Origin of the sequence: Neorhizobium sp. DAR64872/K0K18, from assembly GCF_050500175.1 — a bacterium.
Taxonomy (GTDB): Bacteria; Pseudomonadota; Alphaproteobacteria; order Rhizobiales; family Rhizobiaceae; genus Neorhizobium; species Neorhizobium soli.
In genome coordinates this window covers 396308-413632 of sequence record NZ_CP191445.1, presented here as the reverse complement: position 1 = coordinate 413632, position 17325 = coordinate 396308, and the positions used below count along the sequence as shown (strand labels likewise).

Below are 17325 nucleotides of genomic sequence, written 5' to 3'. Positions count from 1 at the left end.
ATAGGCTCCAAGCCGTTGAAAATAAGCTGTTACCGCCGCGAGCCTGGATCACGCTCGCGGCGGTTTCGCCATCTCGTTTTGGTTTGCTAGACGTTGCGCTAATGTAGCGAAGCTCATCGCTTCAGTGTTGAAGCTTGATCGCGCGCTTACTGTATCTCGTTGACGTAGCGGTGGTCCGCAGTCGTCGCCCGGTGCGCAGAGATGAGCACCGGCACGGCCATCTGGTCGTAGGCCACTTCGTCGATCGTCATGACTGCGGCTGGAAGCGTCAGGTTCAGCCAGCGTGCATCATCCTCCGATGCCAGGTCCGCGCCGATCTGTTCACGGATCGCCGAAATCCGGATCCCGTAGTTTTCGAGGAGATGCAGATAAAAGAGCGGCGGGATGTCCTCCTGCTTCTGCGGAAAGCCGGGGACGCGCTCGCGCGGCAGCGTCAATGTTTCGTGCATGATTGGCCGGTCGTCGATATAGCGGACGCGGTGGAAATGCACGATCGGCCGGCCCGTTTCAATCTGCAGCTTCGCCGCTGTTTCGTCCGAAGCCTCGCCGAATTCCAGCGACGTGACCTTGGTAACGGATTTGCTCAGCGAGCCGTCCAGCCCGTGAAGACGAAAATACTGGAAGAACAGGCGTAATCCGTGCTGCGGTTTGCGTCCGGTCACTACGGTCCCGGTCTTGCGGCGTCGGCTCAAAAGTCCGTCGTTGGTGAGATCCATCAGCGCGCGTCGAATCGTTCCGACAGCAACGCCATAGGTTTGCGCCAGGGCGATCTCGCTCGGCAGCACGGAGCCGGGCTCCAGGGCGCCGATCATGATCGCCTCGGTGATCTGTCGTTTCACGACCTCATAGAGAGGCAGAGACAGGTCGCTCAGTCGGGCGGCATTTGCTGAATTATCAGGCAATGAATTGCCTCTTCTTTGGAGTTGACACGTGATGCTGATCTACGCTGTATTACTATATAGTTTATATTAATGAGCCGAGTTGTGAAGGCTGTCGGAATGCGGAGGACGACCGAGATGAGCCTACAGCAACCAGGCACCACTTCTGAGCCCCTGACGTCTGCCATGGCAGCGATTGACCGCGATGTCGAGATGGCCGTGCAGGATCTTGCACGGATGGTTGCGGTCGACACCACCTTTCCACCGGGCGAAGGCTATGGCGCGTTTGCGGATCTGATGACCGAGTTGCTGATGCCGCTTGGCTTCGAATTCGAGCGCGTGACGGTGCCTCACGACCTCTGGCATGTCGAGGGCGGACCGGCGTCCGGCGAACGCATCAATCTCGTTGCAAGGCGCGAAACGGACCTGCCTGTCTGCGGTCTCTACTATCATGTCGATACGGTGCCTGTCGCTCCCGGCTGGAGCCGCGATCCGCTGAAGCTGACGGTCGAAGGCGATGACCTTTTCGGGCTTGGTGCTGCCGACATGAAGGGCACAATCGCTGCGACGCTTCTGGCGCTTCGGGCGGCACGCGAATGCGGCGTTTCTCTCGCTTACGATCCGATGCTGCTCCTGTGTACGGATGAAGAAGGCGGTCTCTATCCCGGCATCCGCTATCTCGCGGAACAGGGCATGCTCAAGGGGCATATCCTCAATTTCAACGGAACGGCCGCACCACGCATCTGGGCGGGCTGCTTCGGCATCTTCAACCTGCAGGTCACGATTACCGGCCATGCGGTCCATGCCGGCGAGGGCAATCGCACCGGCGCGGGTGTGAATGCCATCGAGGGGGCGCTGCCGGTTCTGAACGCGCTCGCAGCCTTAAAACCCGAAGTGGCAAAGCGCGCATCCAAGCTCGCTCCGCCGCCGCATGCAACCGGGCCGCTGCGGCCACAGCTGACCATATCCGCCGTCAACGGCGGCGCAGCGGGCGGGCAGGTTCCGGCCGAGGTGAAGATCCTCGTCAGCCGTCGATATGCCCCGGAAGAAAGCTATGAGGACGCACGCGCCGAGATCGAAGCGACGATCCGAAATTGCATCGAAGGGACAGAGCTCGGGCTCAAAGTCGATCTTGTCGGTCATCTGATCCCGACCGACGATCCCGATGGCCCGCACTGGCCGCGCTGGCAACAGGCGCTTTCGCTCGGCGTCGGATACAAGCCGAACGATTTTCAGAAATGGGGCGCCGCCAGCTGTTCGGACTTCGGCTATGTCCAGAAGGCCGGCTTTGGCCCTGAAGTATTGCTCGGTGGCCTCGGCCGCCCGGAAAGCTGCATCCACAGCCCGGAAGAGCACACGACCCGACAGGACATCATCGCACTCGCAAAAAGCATTCTCGCCTATCTCGCGGCGGATTTCGCTGCCGAGGCCATCCCCGAACATCGCAGTTAATTCCACCAAGCAGCACCGAATCATAAAGGGAACAAAAACATGCTGGAAATGAAACGCCGCTTCTTCTTGGCCGGCACTGCCGCCATTCTCGCAACGCCGTCGATGGGCTTTGCCCAGGCCGCAGCACCTGCCAAGGGCGGTACGCTGAAGATTTCCGTCGACCAGGCCGTCAGCGTCATTCACCCGCTTCTGACTCGCGTCAATCCGGAATACCTTGTGACCGAGCTGCTCTACAGCAACCTCACCCGCCTCAAGGTCGACATGTCGGTCGAGCCGGATCTGGCCGAAAGCTGGACACCGAACGAGGCGCTGACCGAATGGACGTTCAAGCTGCGCACCGGCGTTACCTTCCATGATGGCTCGCCGTTCACGGCCAAGGACGTCGTCGCAACCTTCAAGGCAATCCTTGATCCAGCGACAGCATCCCCCGGCCGCAACAATGTTGGCCCGATCGCCGATATCGTCGCCGTCGACGACGCAACCGTCATGTTCAAGCTGACCGGCGCCTATGCCGACCTTCCCGTCTCCATGGCCTATACAAGCGCCCGCATCATTCCGGCATCGATCGCCACCGGCGACCTCAAGAGTCTGTCGACCAAGGCCGTCGGTACGGGTCCGTTCAAGCTGGTCTCCTATGAGCCCGATCGCCTGATCGTCGTCGAGCGCAACGAGAAATATTACGACCCGGCTCGTCCCTATCTCGACCGCGTCGAAGTGCAGGTCTTCCCGGACATTTCCGCTGAAGGTTCCGCGATGATGTCTGGCGATGTCGACATCGTCTCCACCATCCAGCCGACCGAATATCTGCGCCTCGACGGCAGCGATGGCGTCGATGTGCTGCGCACGCCGTCCGGCCAGTTCTGCAACATCAATTTCGGTTGCGATACGGCGCCGTTCAATGATCCTCGCGTTCGCCGCGCCATCGCACTGACTGTCGACCGGGAAGCAATGGTCGGTTTCGTCACCGAAGGTTTCGGAACGCAGGGTAACGACACGCCGCTCAACGGCTCCTACCAGTTCTTCAAGGGCGTGAAGCAGCGCGAGCAGAACATCGAGGAAGCCAAGAAGCTGCTTGCCGAGGCCGGGTTCCCGAACGGTTTCGAAGCCACCCTTGTCGCCTCCGACCGCCCCGCGGTCCGCACGCAGCTTGCCGTTGCACTGAAGGAAATGGCCAAGGAAGTCGGCATCACCATCAACGTGCAGACGATGCCGCATGCGACCTACCTCGAGCAGGTCTGGAAAAAGGGTTCGTTCTACGTCGGCTTCTACAACATGCAGCCCACCCCTGACGGCATCTTCAAGCTGCTCTACACGTCGGATGCATCCTGGAACGAGACGCGCTGGAACAACAAGGCCTTCGATGCCCTGGTCAACGAAGCGCGCGGAACGATCGACACCGACAAGCGGACCGAGCTCTACACCAAGGCGCAAGAGATCATGAACGAGGAGGTTCCCTCGATCATTCCGTCCTTCTTCGACGTCCTCTCGGCTAAGCGCAGCTGGGTTTCAGGTTACGAAGCGCATCCGCGCGCATCCGTGTTCCGTCTCGACTATGTCTCGCTGACATCTGACGCACCGAAGCGCGGCTGATCTTAAAACCTGCCGGACGCCGCCAGGCGTCCGGCTCTCTTGTCAGAGGAACACGACCCTGTCCCCGAATTACATAGCCAAGCGGCTGGTGATGATCGTCTACACGCTGTTCGTCGTGTCGCTGATCGTCTTTGCCATAACCCAGGTCCTGCCGGCCGACGCGGCCGTCATGATGTTGGGTGAAAACGCGACCCAGGAAGCGCTCGACGCGCTGCGTGCGACCATGGGCCTGAACGCGCCGATCTGGCAGCAGTATCTGACCTGGCTGTGGCATGTGGTTCAGGGTGATCTCGGAACATCTCTGCGCACCGGCCAACCGGTGGGTCCGGTCATGTTCGAAGCGCTCGGTCGTTCGCTGCTTCTGGCCTTCCTGTCGATCGGCCTGATGCTGGTTCTCGCGATCCCGCTCGGCATTATCGCCGCCATCCGCCGCGGCAAGGTCGCCGACATGGTGGTGAGCCTGATCTCCTATGCGGGCGTCGCACTTCCGGAATTCGTGACGGCAACTGTCGCCGTGCTGTTCTTCGCCGACTGGCTGAAGTGGCTGCCGCCGACCGGTTACGTGCCGCTGACCGAGGACTTTTCCCGCGGGATCGCCCATCTCGTCCTGCCCGTCTGCGTCATCTCGATCATCCTAATTGCCCATGTTTCGCGCATGGTTCGGTCCGAACTGGTGGACGTGCTGCATACCGACTATATCCGCGCCGCCCGGCTGAAGGGCATTTCCCGTGGACAGGTTCTGCGCCGCCATGCGCTGCGCAACGCGCTTCTTCCCACCATCACCATTGTCGCGCTCGATGTCGGTTATCTTCTGGGCGGCGTCATCGTCGTGGAAGAGATCTTTGCCATTCCGGGCATCGGACGCCAGCTGATCGTCGCCATCCAGGCCCGCGACTTGCCGGCGATCCAGGCCGGCGTACTGATCATGGCTGCCACCTATTCGATCGTCAATTTCATCGCGGACATCCTCTATGCCTGGCTCGACAAGAGGATCCAGTATGATTGATTTCACGAAACGTCTGTTGAAGACGCCGCAGGGCGCGATCGGAATTTTCCTCGTCGTGTTCGTGCTGCTAGTCGTCGTCTTCGGTCCTCTGGTCGCGCCGCACGATCCGGAAAAGCTGTCACCTCTTGCACGCTATAAAGGTCCGAGCCTCACCTACTGGCTCGGCACCGACCAGTATGGTCGCGATATTTTCAGCAGGCTTCTGATCGGAGCGCGGGCAACCGTCGTCATGGCCGTTCTTGCCACCATCGTCGGTACCCTGATCGGGGCGCTGATCGGAACCGCATCCGCCTTCCTCGGCGGTCGTGCGGACGAGTTGATCATGCGCACCATCGATGCGGTCATGTCGATACCGAGCCTGCTGTTTGCCCTTCTGGTGGTCAACCTTCTCGGCTCCAGCACCGTCAATGCCCTGGTCGCCGTTGCGATCGCGTTTGCGCCGGGCATGGCCCGCATCACCCGCAGCGTTGCGCTGTCGGTGCGAAAGCAGGACTATGTCAACGCCGCCGTCGCGCGGGGCGAAAGTGCTGGCTACATCATCCGCCGCGAAATGCTGCCCAACGTGATTGCGCCGATCATCGTCGAGATGACCATTCGCGTGTCCTTCGCGGTAATGCTGTTTGCGACCTTGAGCTTCCTCGGTCTCGGCGCCCAGCCGCCGGCTGCCGAATGGGGCCTGATGGTATCGGAAGCGCGGCGCTACATGCATCTTTCGGCCGGCATCCTGATCTGGCCGAGCGTGGCGATTGCCATCGTCGCCGTCGGTTTCAACCTCCTGGGCGACGGTCTCCGCGATGCCCTCAATCCGCGGGCCTGAGGTGAAAATCATGACCAATACCGAACACACTTCGGCCGCTACCTCAGTTCTCACAATCGAGAACTATTCGCTCGATTACGAAACCGCCAACGGCCCGTTTCACGCGCTGAAGAATATCGATCTTGCTATCCACCGCGGCGAGATCCTTGGCCTGGTCGGAGAGTCCGGATCCGGCAAGACCTCGCTCGCATGGTCGATCATGCGCTACCTGCCCAAGAACGCCCGCGAGCCCGGCGGACGCATCTTGCTCGGCTCCGACAATCTGCTGGAGAAGGCGGAGCGCGAAATGGAAACGTTTCGCGGACGCCGTATCAGCATGGTGTTCCAGGATCCGAGCACATCGCTCAATCCGACCCTCTCGCTCGGCAAACAGCTGGCCGAAGTCCTCGTTCGCCACCGCGGCCTGTCCTGGCAGCAGGCGTGGACGGAAGGAGAGGCGCGGCTTGCGCATGTCGGCCTGAAGACGCCGGCACAGATGATGCATCGCATGCCACATGAGGCATCGGGCGGCGAAAAGCAGCGTGTCGTCATCGCCTCGGCGTTTGCCTGCAATCCCGAATGCATCATCTTCGACGAGCCCACCACGGCACTCGACGTGATCACCTCGCGCCAGATCCTCGATCTCTTCGTCGAACTGCAGGCCGAAACAGGCGTCGCCTCGCTTTACATCTCCCACGACCTTGCGCTGGTCGCCCGCACCGCTGGCCGCGTCGCCGTCATCAAGCGCGGCGAGATCGTCGAGCAGGGCACCACCCGCGAGATCTTCACCAATCCGCAACAGGACTATACCCGCGAGCTGATCAACGCGGTGCCCGATCCTTCCCGCCGGCTGGTGAACGATGATGTAGCTCCGACGGACAAGCCGCTCGTTGAGGTCGAGAATGTCAGCGTCCATTTCGGTCGCAAGCCGTTTCTTTCGGCCCTGACCGGCCGGAAGACCGAGCGCGTGACCGGCAACAATGCGATCAGCCTCAGCATCAGTCCTGGAGAAATCCTCGGCATTGTCGGTGAATCAGGCTCGGGCAAATCGACGCTCGCCAAGGCGATGACCGGTCTCAACCGGTTTGAGGGCAAGATCCGGTTCGAAGGACGCGAGATCCGCAATCTCGGCGATATGGACAATGCCTATCGCAAGGACGTGCAGATCATTTTCCAGCATCCGGATGCCTCGCTCAATCCGCGTCAGAAGATATTTGAGATCCTGTCGCGGCCGCTAAAACTGTTCGGCGATGCCAGCGATCTCGAGCGGCAGGTCGGTGACATGCTGGAGCAAGTGCGCTTGCCGCGCACCCACGCAAACCGCTATCCGCATCAGCTCTCGGGCGGCGAGAAACAGCGCGTGGCGATTGCCCGTGCCTTCGCCTCCAAACCGAAGCTGGTCATCTGCGACGAGATCACCTCTGCGCTCGACGTCTCGGTGCAGGCCTCGGTCGTGGAGCTGCTGCTCGAACTGCAGAAGGCCAGCGGCACGGCATACCTGTTCATCACCCACGACCTCAACCTGATCCGCCAGATCGCCCACCGGATCGCCGTCATGTATCGCGGCGATCTGATCGAGGTGGTGAAGGCGTCCGAGATCGATAGTCCCGACCGGGCGGAATACACCCGCCGCCTGATCGAGGCGGTGCCACGCGCCGCCGCTCAATACCAGTAATTGCGCATCAAGGAGCATGACAATGGACCCGAAGTCCCTCGTGGATCGGATCGACGAAAAGGCCTGCCTCGATTTTCTGTCGAAGATGGTTCAGCACAAGAGCCATTCGGAGACGGAAGGCGAGAAGGTTCTGGCGCGCTGGATGGCGGCTGAGCTCGCAAAGATCGGCGTCGAAGCCGAGCTGCAGCCCTTCGACGATGGCCGGCGGTTCAACACGATCGGTCGCCTGAAAGGCCAAGGCGGCGGCAAGAGCCTGCTATTCAACGGCCATCTCGATACCAATCCGGTCACCGAAGGTTGGACGGTCGATCCCTATGCCGGTCTCGTCGACGACAAATTCATCTACGGTATCGGCGTTTCCAACATGAAGGCCGGCGATGCCGCCTATTTCTGCGCGGTGAAGACGCTGCTTGAAGCGGGCGTCAAGCTCAAGGGCGACGTGATCCTGACCTTCGTCGTCGGCGAATTGCAGGGCGGCGTCGGGACACTTGCGGCGATCAAAAGCGGCGTGAAGGCCGACTATTTCATCAACAGCGAACCGAGCGACCTCGTTGCCGTCACCATGCATGCGGCAGCGCTGAGCTATGTCATCGAGCTGACCGGCGACACACGGCACCTGTCGAAGCGCGAGGAATCCGTCGACGCGATCGCCGCCGCCTGCGATATCATCCCGCGCATCAATGCGATGACCTTCAGCGGTGCCAGAAGCGAAGTGCACCGCTCGATCAACCGCGGCCATGTCGGCGTCGTCCACGGCGCGCTCGGTCGCGACCTCGAGGAATGGCGTCCGCCGCAAGTGGCCGACTTCGTGCGCCTCAAAGGATCGTGCCGCTATGCGCCCGGCCAGACGCAGGAAGGCGTTCTCGCCGATCTCGACAAGGAGTTGCGGGCACTTGAGGGCCGGTTCCCGGGCCTGAAGGCAAAGCTGGTTCCCGAGATGATCGAAGGCCGCCCTCTGATGCCGCCCTTCGAGGTTTCGCCGGATAGCCGCATCGTCAAATCGATCAATGCGGCCTATGAGGCTGTCCGAGGGGAGAAGCAGCCGACCGGCGCGATCACGCCGACGCGTTTCTACGGCACAGATGCCGGCCATCTCTACCACGAGCTTGGCATGGAAGGCATCGTCTGCGGCCCGGGTGGTCGCTACAACACCATGCCGGACGAGCGCGTCGACATCGTCGATTTCCTCGACATGATCCGCGTCTACATGCTGACCATCCTCGATATTTGCGAAGTGGCCTGAGACCTGTTCCCGGGCGTGTCGATCGCCCGGGACACCCGTCTTGCTGACGCTGGTTCCCTTACGCAGCGGCAACGATCGATCGGCCCCGGATACGGGCTGCCATGCGATAGGCGCGCGGTGTCAGCCCCGTTTCCATCCGGAAATAGCGGTTGAAATTGGAGAGGTTGTTGAAGCCTGCTTCAAAGCAGACGCCGGTGATCGGCATCTCCGTTTCCGCTAGCATGGTCCGAGCCCGCCAGACCCGGACCGAACGGCTGTAATGGGAAAAGTTCATTCCCGTGAGGCGTCTGAAGGCGCGGGAAAATGCGGAGGGCGCCAGACCGACCATATCAGCCACCTCGTGCATCTGCTTGACCGGATCCGACTGCAGGATCTGGATTGCCTGATCGATCCGGCGATGCCGTTTGTCGGACTGTTCGTTATAGAATGAGATGAAGTGCTCGCTGGCAAGCAGGCGCTTGCGCGGCGCGGCTTCTATCTCGTTTAGGATCTCCAGAAACAGCGTCAGCCCGCCGCGGCCACCGGTTTCGTACAGGCGGAGAACCTTGTTCCCGATCTGCGCCGCCTCCGGTCCGACGATCTCGACGCCACGCGTTGCCAGCGGACCCAGCCTGTGCAGCACATCGAATTCCGGGCACACATGACGGATGCCGATCAGCGCGTCCGCATCGAACTGCAGGACGAGATCGCGGCCGGGAAGCGAGGGATCCCCGGGCGTAATCCAGTTATGCGGCAGATTGGTTCCGGTAAGGACCAGATGCTCGGATTTGAACGGGCCCACATAATCGCCCACATAGGCAAATCCCTGTCCTTCCGGGATGTAGTGTATCTCCCATTCCGGATGGTAGTTCCAGATGCAGATCGGGCTCGGATAATCGTCGCGGCGGATCAGATAGGACATGCCGCCGGGCAGAACGATCTGTTCGCGCATGGCCGCGTGCGAAACAGGCTGCGCCAAATTCCGTTGGTTTGTTGTCGCCATCCCGTCACCTTGCATCGCAGCATGTCAAATTAATACCAGTTGAGAGCAAGAAGCCAACTAGTTTCATGTCGTAGGAGCGTTCACAGTGGCGATGTCTGCGGCATGGAAGAAAGATAAAGATCATGAAAGCACTAGTTCTCGAACGCGTCGGCGAGCTCATCCTGCGCGATATCGACCTGCCGCAAAACCTCGGTCCTGATGACGTCCGCATCAAGCTGCACACGGTCGGCGTCTGCGGAAGCGATGTGCATTACTACACGCACGGTCGCATCGGCGATTTCGTCGTCAACGAGCCGATGGTGCTGGGCCATGAGGCCGCCGGCACGGTGATCGAGGTCGGCGCAAACGTCAGCCACCTAAAAAACGGCGACCGTGTCTGCATGGAACCGGGTATTCCCGACCCGAATTCCCGCGCGTCCCGCCTCGGGATCTACAATGTCGATCCCGCGGTGACATTCTGGGCAACGCCGCCGGTTCATGGCATCCTCGCCCCGGAGACCGTCCATCCGGCAGCCTTCACCTACAAGCTCGCCGACAACGTTTCGTTTGCCGAGGGTGCTATGGTCGAGCCCTTCGCCGTCGGCATGCAGGCGGCATCCCGCGCCCGCATCACGCCCGGCGATACGGCGGTCGTCACCGGTTGCGGCACGATCGGCATCATGGTGGCGCTGGCGGCACTGGCTGGCGGATGCTCGCGTGTGCTGATTTCCGATCTGTCGGAAACCAAGCTCAAGCTTGCCGAGACCTATGCCGGGATTACCGGGGTGAACCTGCGCGAGACCGATATCGTGACAGCCACAAACAACGCCACCGACGGCTGGGGCGCGGATATCGTGTTCGAATGCTCCGGTGCGCCTGCCGCCATCCGCGACATCTTCAAGATCGTTCGCCCCGGGGGTGCCGTGGTGCTCGTCGGCCTGCCGCCGGAACCCGTCCCGGTCGACATCGCGGCCGCCTGCTCGCGCGAATGCCGGATCGAGACCGTGTTCCGCTATGCCAATGTCTTCGACCGGGCCCTCGCACTGATAGCGGCCGGCAAGGTGGACCTCAAGCCGCTGGTGTCCGACACTTTCCATTTCGACCAGTCGATCAAGGCGTTCGAACGGGCAGCGGAAGGCCGGCCGGAAGACGTGAAGCTGCAGATTGTCATGGGTGACTGATTGCCGGCCTGGAAGAAATTCCGGGCGGCGACCTCCCGATCGGATACCCGGCTCGTTGAGATTTATTTCAGCTCGACGACGCCGGCGGCAATGTCGGGCATTTCAGGAATGATTCCGCTTTTGGCGTACCACTCAGCCACGGCATTGATCTGCTTTACGGCCGATTGCGAAACGGCTGTCGTCGGCACCGCATTGTTTTCGCCGATCTTCGCCCCGAGTTCTGCCGGTACGTTCATTTCCTTCGCCCAGATCGCCCCGGCCTCCGGCTTGTTGGCAACTGCCCAGGCGTTTTCCGCTTTGATGACATCGAAGACGAGCTGCAGCTGATCGGCCTTGTCCTTGGCGAATTCGCGGCTCGCGACAAGAACGACAGCGTTGTCGGACCTGATGGCGGCGCCATCGGCGATCACCGCGCCGTCATAGGCTTTTTCCGCGATGGTCAGGAACGGATCCCAGGTCGCCCAGGCGTCGACATGGCCCTGGCTGAAGCTTGGGCCACTGTCGCTGGGGCTGAGATAGACGCGTTCCACGCTTGCAGGATCGATGCCGTTCGTCTCCAGTCCGCGCATCAGCAGATATTCCCCTGTGCCCCCGCGGTTGACCGCCACCTTCTTGCCCGCCAGGTCCCTGATGGTGGCGATGCCGGAACCCTTCGTCGCCACGATACCCTCAGAGCCTGACGCCATCTTCTGATAGGCAAAGATCACCAGCGGGATCCTGGCCGAGAGGGCTGCAATTGCCGAGGTCGAGCTGCCGGCGGTGATATCGATGCTGCCGGCGTTGAGCGCTTCGAACGCAGGTGCGGCCGCCGGGAACGGGCCCGCCCACTCGACCTTGATGCCTTTTGCGGACAGCGCCTTTTCCAACGTTCCGCGGGATTTGACGAGCGTGATGTCGTTGGGTCCCCGCAACCAACCGATCCGCACCACCTGATCGGCTGCCTGGACAGGAGGGGCAAACACGGCGGCGGCACTGAAGAGGGTGACAGCGGCAAGGAATGTACGCTTGGAAATCATAGCTCAGTCCAATCTGCGGTTTTCACATGGAAGTCAGTCTTGTGTGGGGAGGACGCCGAGATCTTCCAGCAGCGCCGCTTCGATGCGGCCCGTTCTGCGGTCGTCGCGGCGGCGGGGGCGGTCGATATCGACATTGATTTCGCGGATGAAATGTCCCTGATCGAGCACCAGGATTCGGTCTGCAAGCGCCACGGCCTCCCAGACGTCGTGGGTGACGAGCAGCACCGCCGGACGATGTTTGCGCCACAGCGCGAGGACGAGCTCATGCATTCGCAACCGAGTCAGCGCGTCGAGAGAGGCAAACGGTTCGTCCAGCAGCAGCAATTCGGGTTCACGCACGAGAGCCCGCGCAAGCGCCGCTCGCTGTGCCTCGCCGCCTGAGAGCGTCAGTGGCCAGGCATCGAGCCGATGGGACAGGCCGACTTCGTCCAGTGCCTGTGTGGCGAGCGTCCGGGCATCCGGGTGGCGCAGACCGAGCGCGACATTGTCGATCACACTTTTCCACGGAAGCAGGCGCGGTTCCTGGAAAACTACTGAACGCCGTGTGGTGAGCTGAAGCTTGTCGGCTGAAGCGGTGTCGAGACCGGCCAGAATGCGCAGAAGCGTGGTTTTTCCGGATCCGCTGCGGCCGAGCAGGGCCACGAATTCGCCGGGCGCCAGTGTGAGGTCGATGCCGTCGAGAACTGCGGCGGCGCCGAACGAGAGGGTGAGTTGCCTGATGTCGACGAGGGGGCTCACCCGATCACCTCCGGACGCCAGCGCAGCGCATAAGCTTCGATCACGCGCACGAGACCGTCGGTCAGCAGGCCGAGGATCGCGTAGACCAGAAGGCAGACGACGATGACATCGGTCTGCAGGAAGTCGCGGGCATAGGAAATGGTGTATCCGATGCCGCTTGCGGCATTGATTTGTTCGCCGACGACGAGGCTGAGCCAGGCGACGCTGAGGCCGTATCGGACGCCCACGAGCAGCGAGGGGAGGGCGCCTGGAATGATGATATGGCGAATGATGCTTGTCGTGCCGAGGTCCATTGTCTGCCCCGCCTCGATCAGCTTCCTGTCAATGCCGCGAATGCCGCCATAAAGGGTGAGGTAGATCGGAAAGATGGCGCCGAAGGCGACGAGCCCGATCTTCGGCATCTCGCCGATCCCGAACCAGAGAATGAATAGTGGCAGAAGACCCAGGAACGGCATCGCCTTCAGCATCTGGACCGGCGGGTCTATCACCGCTTCTCCGAACCGAGACAGGCCGGAGATCAGAGCCAGAACAATCCCGGCGACGAGCGCGATCGAAAAGCCTGCAAGCACCCGCAGGAACGATACGATCAGACCGCTGATCAGTTCGCCGGACGCGATGAGGCGTCCGGCCGTTGCGATGATGTTGCTCGGTCCGGCAAGAATGCGCGGCGACAGCAGTCCCGTCATGCTGGCGATCTGCCAGATGACGAGGAGGGCAACCGGCGAGGCCAGTCGCGACGCGAATTGCGTCATGCGTCCGGCCCTCGCAGGCCCCGCGATTCCCAAGCTCATGCCGGCCACCACCTGTGGAAGTGGTGGACCGGACCATGCCCGCCGCCGATCGAAAGGGCTTTTCCGGCGATGAGAGCGTCCTGGAGGTACGTCTTCGCCGCTCCCACGGCCTCGTGCAGCGTCAGGCCGCGGGCGAGGCCGGCGGTGATGGCTGCGGCAAGCGTGCAGCCCGTGCCATGGTCGTTTTTCGTATCGACACGGGGGGCCGAGAACTCCGTCACGCCTGACTGGTCGAAGAGGAGATCGATGCTGTCGCGGCCGGTTCCATGCCCTCCCTTGATCAGCACGGCGCTGGCCCCGGCGTTCAGGATCACCTCCGCCTGACGGATCATATCCGACCGCGTTTCGGCAACGGGCATGCCGGTCAGCAGTGCAGCTTCAGGCAGGTTCGGCGTCACGATCGTCGCTTTCGGCACGAGGCTGGCGATGAGGGCGGAGATCGCATCTTCGCGCAGCAGCCGATCGCCCGAGGTCGCGACCATGACCGGATCGAGGACGACGGGACCGCTATAGTGTGTCAGCCCCCCGGCAACCGCGTGGATTGTTTCGCAGCGGGACACCATGCCGATCTTGATCGCATGGACCGTGATATCGGCGAGCACTGCGCGCATCTGCTCCCCGATCATTGTCGACGAAATGTCTTCGACGGCGCTCACGCCCCGCGTGTTCTGGGCGGTCACGGCGGTGATCACGCTGGTTGCGAACACACCGAGTGCGGAAAATGTCTTGATATCGGCCTGAATGCCGGCGCCGCCACCGCTGTCGGAACCGGCAATCGTCATGGCAACTGATGTCATTGCTTACCCTCGCTCAAGGCATCATCGACAAGGCGCCGAAAACTGCGGCAGGCGTCTGCAGGATCCGGTGCGCGGAAGATTGCCGAAATGACCGCGACACCGTCGGCCCCCGCGTCGATGACGCTCCGCACCTGCTCCAGCCCGATGCCCGCGATCGCGCCGACGGGGAGGGTCGGATCCAGTTGTCGCAACCGTTCGCGCAGATCCCGAAAACCGTCGAGGCCGACCGGTGGATCGGGGTTCTGTTTCGACAAGGTCTCGAACACCCCGCCGATACAGGCATAGCTCGCCTGCGCCCGGCCGGCACGTTCCGCATCGGCACGTGTCTTGACGGTGAGGCCGATGATGGCGTGGGGGCCGAGCAGCCGGCGTGCGGTCCCGGCATCCATGTCGTCAGCACCCAGATGCACGCCGTCGGCGCCTGAAGCGAGCGCCACATCGACACGGTCGTTGATCACAAGCGGCACGCCGGTGCCTTCAAGGGCGGCCTTGATGCTTTTGGCCATGGCGATCATCTGCCGGGTGGAGCCGGCCTTGTCGCGGTACTGGATCAGCGTCGCGCCGTTTCGGACGGCGATCGCGGCGAGGTCCACGAGATCGCCGCTATCGGAAAGACCGGCATCGACGATCGGGTTCAGTCGGTAGTCAAATTTCATGGTCGATCCTTCCGTGCAGACTGAGCTCGTCGGGAGTGAGCGCCGAGAGCGCATCCAGAAACGCGATGCCGAAACTGCCGGGGCCGCGCGCGTGCCCGGCGGCCTGTTCGGCGGCGACGCCGGTCGTCGCTAGTGCCGCAGCCGCCGCAGCCATGGCTTCCGGTTCGACGGCCAGATACGCTGCGATGATGCCACCTGACAGGCAACCGGTCCCGGTGACATCCGCCATCCATTGATGGCCATTCCGAACAGTGGCGGTTCGCGCGCCATCCGTCAGGCGGTCGTGAGCGCCGGTCTCGATTTTCAGTGTTTCGCCAATGTCTCCGAACAGCGCCATCTCCGCGCTGTTGCCACGCAGTACTGTTGGGCGGCGGGCGATCAATGTCTTTGCAAACTCCAGCCGCACGGGGGAATAGTCGCTATGAACGGGATCGAGGACCCAGGGTTTTCCATGATCGTTTGCGACCTCGACAGCCAGTTCGATCACTTTGCGGCGATCAGCATCCAGCGTGCCGAGATTGACGACGAGGACATCAGCCTTCGAGACGAAGCCGACGATTTCGTCCGGGGAGGAGGTCATCGAGGGGATGGCGCCGATTGCAGTGATGCCGTCAGCAACGAATTTCTGCACCACCGTGTTCATCAGGCAATGGACGCGTGGGCGCCGGGCCCGCACACGTGCCAGGCGATCGCCGGCCTGTTGCGGCGTCGGGGAATTGTTCATTGTCATCACCGGATTTCGATCGCTAGATCTTCGACCGGCGGCGCCTGCGGAATGAGGCCGCTCGCGGCCATGAACTCACCGAAGCGCTGGTAGCGACCCCGATCCAGCGCTGCAGGCCGTTTGGCGAAACGCGGCAGCGTGTCGGTGAACGCCTGACGATTGAGCGGGTCGTCGAGGTTGGGATAGGCCTTGATGAACAGTTTCCAGGCATCATCGGGGTGATTGGTCAGGAAGATTGCAGCCTTCTCGACGGCTTCGAGAAAGCGGGGCAGGCGAGGATCTGTCGCCAGCCCGTCGCGCGTGATGAAGATCAGCTCGTCATAAACGGGGACGCCGTGTTCTTCCGGAAAGAAGGAACGGCCCTCGTGCCCTTCGATTCGCATCTGCGTCAGTTCGAAGTTTCTGAAGCCGCCAAGCGTGGCGTCGACCTTGCCGCCGATCAGCGATGGCGAGAGGGCGAAATTGACGTTGATCAGTTCGACCTCGGTAAGTGCAACGCCTTCTCCCTCGAGCATGCGCTTCAGCATCGCGTCTTCGAAACCCGTGACGGAAAAGCCGACCTTCTTGCCGCGCAGGTCCTTGAGGCTCTTGATCGGGCCATCGGCGAGAACCGTCACCGTATTCAAGGGCGTTTCGACGAGGGTACCGATTCGCTTGAGCGGCAGGCCGGCTGCACGATCGAGATACAGGTTCGGTTGGTAGTGGATGCCGATATCGGCCTGGCCGGCGGCAACGAGGCGAGGCACCGTCGACGGGTCGGCGGGAGGCACCAGCTCGACATCGAGGCCGGCGGCTTTGAAATAGCCGTTTTCGGCGGCAATCACGAGCGGCGCATGGTCCGGGTTCACAAACCATTCAAGCATGACGGTGAGCTTTTCTGCGGCATGCGTTGCGGATGCATTCATGCTGGCGGATATGGCAATGGCAAAGGCCAGAAGCATGCGTTTCATGGGTGGTCGTCTCTCCTCACGATGATAACTGTGTCTGTTGTTCGGTCTCGGTCGCCCAATGGGGGCGTCCCTTTACGAGACGGTCGAAACCGAGGCGCAGCGCGACGCTGGTCAGGGCCAGGATGGTCATGGCTGCGAAAACGGTGTCGGTCTGCATGCGGGCGTTCGCCTGAACCATGACGAAGCCGAGCCCGGCTGAAGCCCCGACCCATTCGCCGATCACGGCACCCAGCGGCGCGAGCGGCACGGCGACGCGCAGACCGGACACGAGCGCCGGCAGCGCAAGCGGTGTTCTGAGCCTCACAAGGATCTGCCAGGGCGTCGCGCTTGTCAGCGCGGCGGCTTCCAGGATCGCTGGTTCCGTCCGCCTCAGGCCATCTGCGAAGGCGGAGGCGACCGGGAAGAAGATGACGAGCGTCGTCATCATCACTTTCGACGCCATGCCGAAACCGAGCCAGAGCACCAGGATGGGTGCCAGCACGAAGACCGGAAAGGTCTGCAGGATAAGGATGATCGGCCAGGCAAGCCTGCCGGCCCGCGGGAATGCCACAACGAGAAACGCAACCGCCGCACCGAAAATGCTGCCTGCGATGAGACCTGCAAGGATTTCGCTCAGGGTGACGAGCGTGTGGTGGGCGAGGAAGCCGCTCTGACCCACCAATGCCTGCACCACCGCGAGTGGTGACGGCAGAAGATAGCGCGGCGGCGAAAAGACCTGAACGGCTATCTGCCAGCCTACCAGCAGCAGAAAAAGCCCGAGGGCTGCAAACCGGGACTGCATGTCAGCGACGCGGGTTGAAACCGTCGAACCGCATTCGTCCTATTCGGGTATTTCTCGAGAGCGTAAGCATGGCTGATCTCCTGACCTTGA

General features: G+C 61.9%; 17 protein-coding genes. 7 read left to right on the top strand and 10 right to left on the bottom strand.

Annotated features, from left to right (window positions below; translation table 11 throughout):
• Positions 1 to 146 precede the first annotated feature (146 nt).
• Positions 147 to 902 (bottom strand): GntR family transcriptional regulator, encoded by a 756-nt coding sequence (locus ACQY1P_RS01885; protein WP_062459564.1) that lies wholly within the window; start codon positions 900 to 902, stop codon positions 147 to 149.
• Between the two features lie 162 nt (positions 903 to 1064).
• On the opposite strand from ACQY1P_RS01885, the gene ACQY1P_RS01880 reads away from it, so the two are divergent.
• The 6 genes from ACQY1P_RS01880 to ACQY1P_RS01855 are packed head-to-tail and all read left to right on the top strand — an operon-like array spanning position 1065 to position 8640.
• Positions 1065 to 2330 (top strand): M20 family metallopeptidase, encoded by a 1266-nt coding sequence (locus ACQY1P_RS01880; protein WP_430253705.1) that lies wholly within the window; start codon positions 1065 to 1067, stop codon positions 2328 to 2330.
• Positions 2331 to 2369: 39 nt separating this feature from the next.
• Positions 2370 to 3920: an ABC transporter substrate-binding protein gene (locus ACQY1P_RS01875; protein WP_430253703.1), complete on the top strand. Its 1551-nt coding sequence runs from the start codon at positions 2370 to 2372 to the stop codon at positions 3918 to 3920.
• 58 nt (positions 3921 to 3978) lie between these two features.
• Complete coding sequence (locus ACQY1P_RS01870; protein WP_092663122.1) at positions 3979 to 4926, top strand: ABC transporter permease; 948 nt, start codon at positions 3979 to 3981, stop codon at positions 4924 to 4926.
• The gene (locus ACQY1P_RS01865; RefSeq protein ID WP_062459577.1) at positions 4919 to 5743 is read left to right on the top strand and encodes an ABC transporter permease; all 825 of its coding nucleotides are present in this window, start codon (positions 4919 to 4921) and stop codon (positions 5741 to 5743) included. Before ACQY1P_RS01870 ends, ACQY1P_RS01865 begins: the two co-directional genes overlap by 8 nt.
• A gap of 10 nt (positions 5744 to 5753) precedes the next feature.
• Positions 5754 to 7397 (top strand): nickel ABC transporter ATP-binding protein NikE, encoded by a 1644-nt coding sequence (gene nikE / locus ACQY1P_RS01860; RefSeq protein ID WP_430253701.1) that lies wholly within the window; start codon positions 5754 to 5756, stop codon positions 7395 to 7397.
• 22 nt (positions 7398 to 7419) lie between these two features.
• On the top strand, positions 7420 to 8640 hold the full coding sequence (locus tag ACQY1P_RS01855) for a M20 family metallopeptidase (protein WP_430253699.1): 1221 nt from the start codon (positions 7420 to 7422) through the stop codon (positions 8638 to 8640).
• 58 nt (positions 8641 to 8698) lie between these two features.
• Here the strand turns inward: ACQY1P_RS01855 and ACQY1P_RS01850 are convergent, their stop codons facing one another.
• On the bottom strand, positions 8699 to 9622 hold the full coding sequence (locus ACQY1P_RS01850) for an AraC family transcriptional regulator (RefSeq protein ID WP_325264855.1): 924 nt from the start codon (positions 9620 to 9622) through the stop codon (positions 8699 to 8701).
• Between the two features lie 122 nt (positions 9623 to 9744).
• Between ACQY1P_RS01850 and ACQY1P_RS01845 the strand changes: the two genes are divergently transcribed.
• Positions 9745 to 10782, top strand: coding sequence for an NAD(P)-dependent alcohol dehydrogenase (locus ACQY1P_RS01845; RefSeq protein ID WP_325264857.1), 1038 nt, complete (start codon positions 9745 to 9747; stop codon positions 10780 to 10782).
• A gap of 62 nt (positions 10783 to 10844) precedes the next feature.
• On the opposite strand, the gene ACQY1P_RS01840 is transcribed toward ACQY1P_RS01845, so the two are convergent.
• Genes ACQY1P_RS01840 through ACQY1P_RS01805 form a run of 8 tightly spaced genes read right to left on the bottom strand, consistent with a single transcriptional unit; the run spans position 10845 to position 17235 of the window.
• Complete coding sequence (locus ACQY1P_RS01840; protein WP_430253696.1) at positions 10845 to 11798, bottom strand: aliphatic sulfonate ABC transporter substrate-binding protein; 954 nt, start codon at positions 11796 to 11798, stop codon at positions 10845 to 10847.
• A gap of 33 nt (positions 11799 to 11831) precedes the next feature.
• Entirely contained in the window at positions 11832 to 12536 is a 705-nt protein-coding gene (locus tag ACQY1P_RS01835; protein ID WP_430253694.1) for an ABC transporter ATP-binding protein, read from the bottom strand.
• Positions 12533 to 13288 carry an ABC transporter permease subunit gene (locus tag ACQY1P_RS01830; protein WP_430253692.1) on the bottom strand — a complete coding sequence of 252 codons (756 nt, stop codon included), beginning with the start codon at positions 13286 to 13288 and terminating at the stop codon, positions 12533 to 12535. Before ACQY1P_RS01830 ends, ACQY1P_RS01835 begins: the two co-directional genes overlap by 4 nt.
• A 35-nt stretch (positions 13289 to 13323) precedes the next feature.
• On the bottom strand, positions 13324 to 14124 hold the full coding sequence (thiD, locus tag ACQY1P_RS01825) for a bifunctional hydroxymethylpyrimidine kinase/phosphomethylpyrimidine kinase (protein WP_430253690.1): 801 nt from the start codon (positions 14122 to 14124) through the stop codon (positions 13324 to 13326).
• Complete coding sequence (thiE, locus tag ACQY1P_RS01820) at positions 14121 to 14780, bottom strand: thiamine phosphate synthase (RefSeq protein ID WP_430253688.1); 660 nt, start codon at positions 14778 to 14780, stop codon at positions 14121 to 14123. The genes thiD and thiE overlap by 4 nt, the downstream gene beginning before the upstream one ends.
• Complete coding sequence (locus ACQY1P_RS01815) at positions 14770 to 15510, bottom strand: hydroxyethylthiazole kinase (RefSeq protein ID WP_430253686.1); 741 nt, start codon at positions 15508 to 15510, stop codon at positions 14770 to 14772. The genes thiE and ACQY1P_RS01815 overlap by 11 nt, the downstream gene beginning before the upstream one ends.
• Positions 15510 to 16454 (bottom strand): ABC transporter substrate-binding protein, encoded by a 945-nt coding sequence (locus ACQY1P_RS01810; protein ID WP_184655404.1) that lies wholly within the window; start codon positions 16452 to 16454, stop codon positions 15510 to 15512. Before ACQY1P_RS01810 ends, ACQY1P_RS01815 begins: the two co-directional genes overlap by 1 nt.
• 16 nt (positions 16455 to 16470) lie before the next feature.
• Positions 16471 to 17235 carry an ABC transporter permease gene (locus tag ACQY1P_RS01805; protein WP_430253683.1) on the bottom strand — a complete coding sequence of 255 codons (765 nt, stop codon included), beginning with the start codon at positions 17233 to 17235 and terminating at the stop codon, positions 16471 to 16473.
• Positions 17236 to 17325: the final 90 nt, after the last annotated feature.

What these genes read in the sequence shown, in the direction of transcription:
- ACQY1P_RS01880 (WP_430253705.1), top strand. Translation starts at nt 1,065, where the DNA reads ATGGCAGCGATTGACCGCGATGTCGAGATGGCCGTGCAGGATCTTGCA.
- ACQY1P_RS01875 (WP_430253703.1), top strand. Translation starts at nt 2,370, where the DNA reads ATGCTGGAAATGAAACGCCGCTTCTTCTTGGCCGGCACTGCCGCCATT.
- ACQY1P_RS01865 (WP_062459577.1), top strand. Translation starts at nt 4,919, where the DNA reads ATGATTGATTTCACGAAACGTCTGTTGAAGACGCCGCAGGGCGCGATC.
- nikE (WP_430253701.1), top strand. Translation starts at nt 5,754, where the DNA reads ATGACCAATACCGAACACACTTCGGCCGCTACCTCAGTTCTCACAATC.
- ACQY1P_RS01855 (WP_430253699.1), top strand. Translation starts at nt 7,420, where the DNA reads ATGGACCCGAAGTCCCTCGTGGATCGGATCGACGAAAAGGCCTGCCTC.
- ACQY1P_RS01850 (WP_325264855.1), bottom strand. Translation starts at nt 9,622, where the DNA reads ATGGCGACAACAAACCAACGGAATTTGGCGCAGCCTGTTTCGCACGCG.
- ACQY1P_RS01845 (WP_325264857.1), top strand. Translation starts at nt 9,745, where the DNA reads ATGAAAGCACTAGTTCTCGAACGCGTCGGCGAGCTCATCCTGCGCGAT.
- ACQY1P_RS01840 (WP_430253696.1), bottom strand. Translation starts at nt 11,798, where the DNA reads ATGATTTCCAAGCGTACATTCCTTGCCGCTGTCACCCTCTTCAGTGCC.
- ACQY1P_RS01830 (WP_430253692.1), bottom strand. Translation starts at nt 13,288, where the DNA reads ATGACGCAATTCGCGTCGCGACTGGCCTCGCCGGTTGCCCTCCTCGTC.
- thiD (WP_430253690.1), bottom strand. Translation starts at nt 14,124, where the DNA reads ATGACATCAGTTGCCATGACGATTGCCGGTTCCGACAGCGGTGGCGGC.
- thiE (WP_430253688.1), bottom strand. Translation starts at nt 14,780, where the DNA reads ATGAAATTTGACTACCGACTGAACCCGATCGTCGATGCCGGTCTTTCC.
- ACQY1P_RS01815 (WP_430253686.1), bottom strand. Translation starts at nt 15,510, where the DNA reads ATGACAATGAACAATTCCCCGACGCCGCAACAGGCCGGCGATCGCCTG.
- ACQY1P_RS01810 (WP_184655404.1), bottom strand. Translation starts at nt 16,454, where the DNA reads ATGAAACGCATGCTTCTGGCCTTTGCCATTGCCATATCCGCCAGCATG.
- ACQY1P_RS01805 (WP_430253683.1), bottom strand. Translation starts at nt 17,235, where the DNA reads ATGCAGTCCCGGTTTGCAGCCCTCGGGCTTTTTCTGCTGCTGGTAGGC.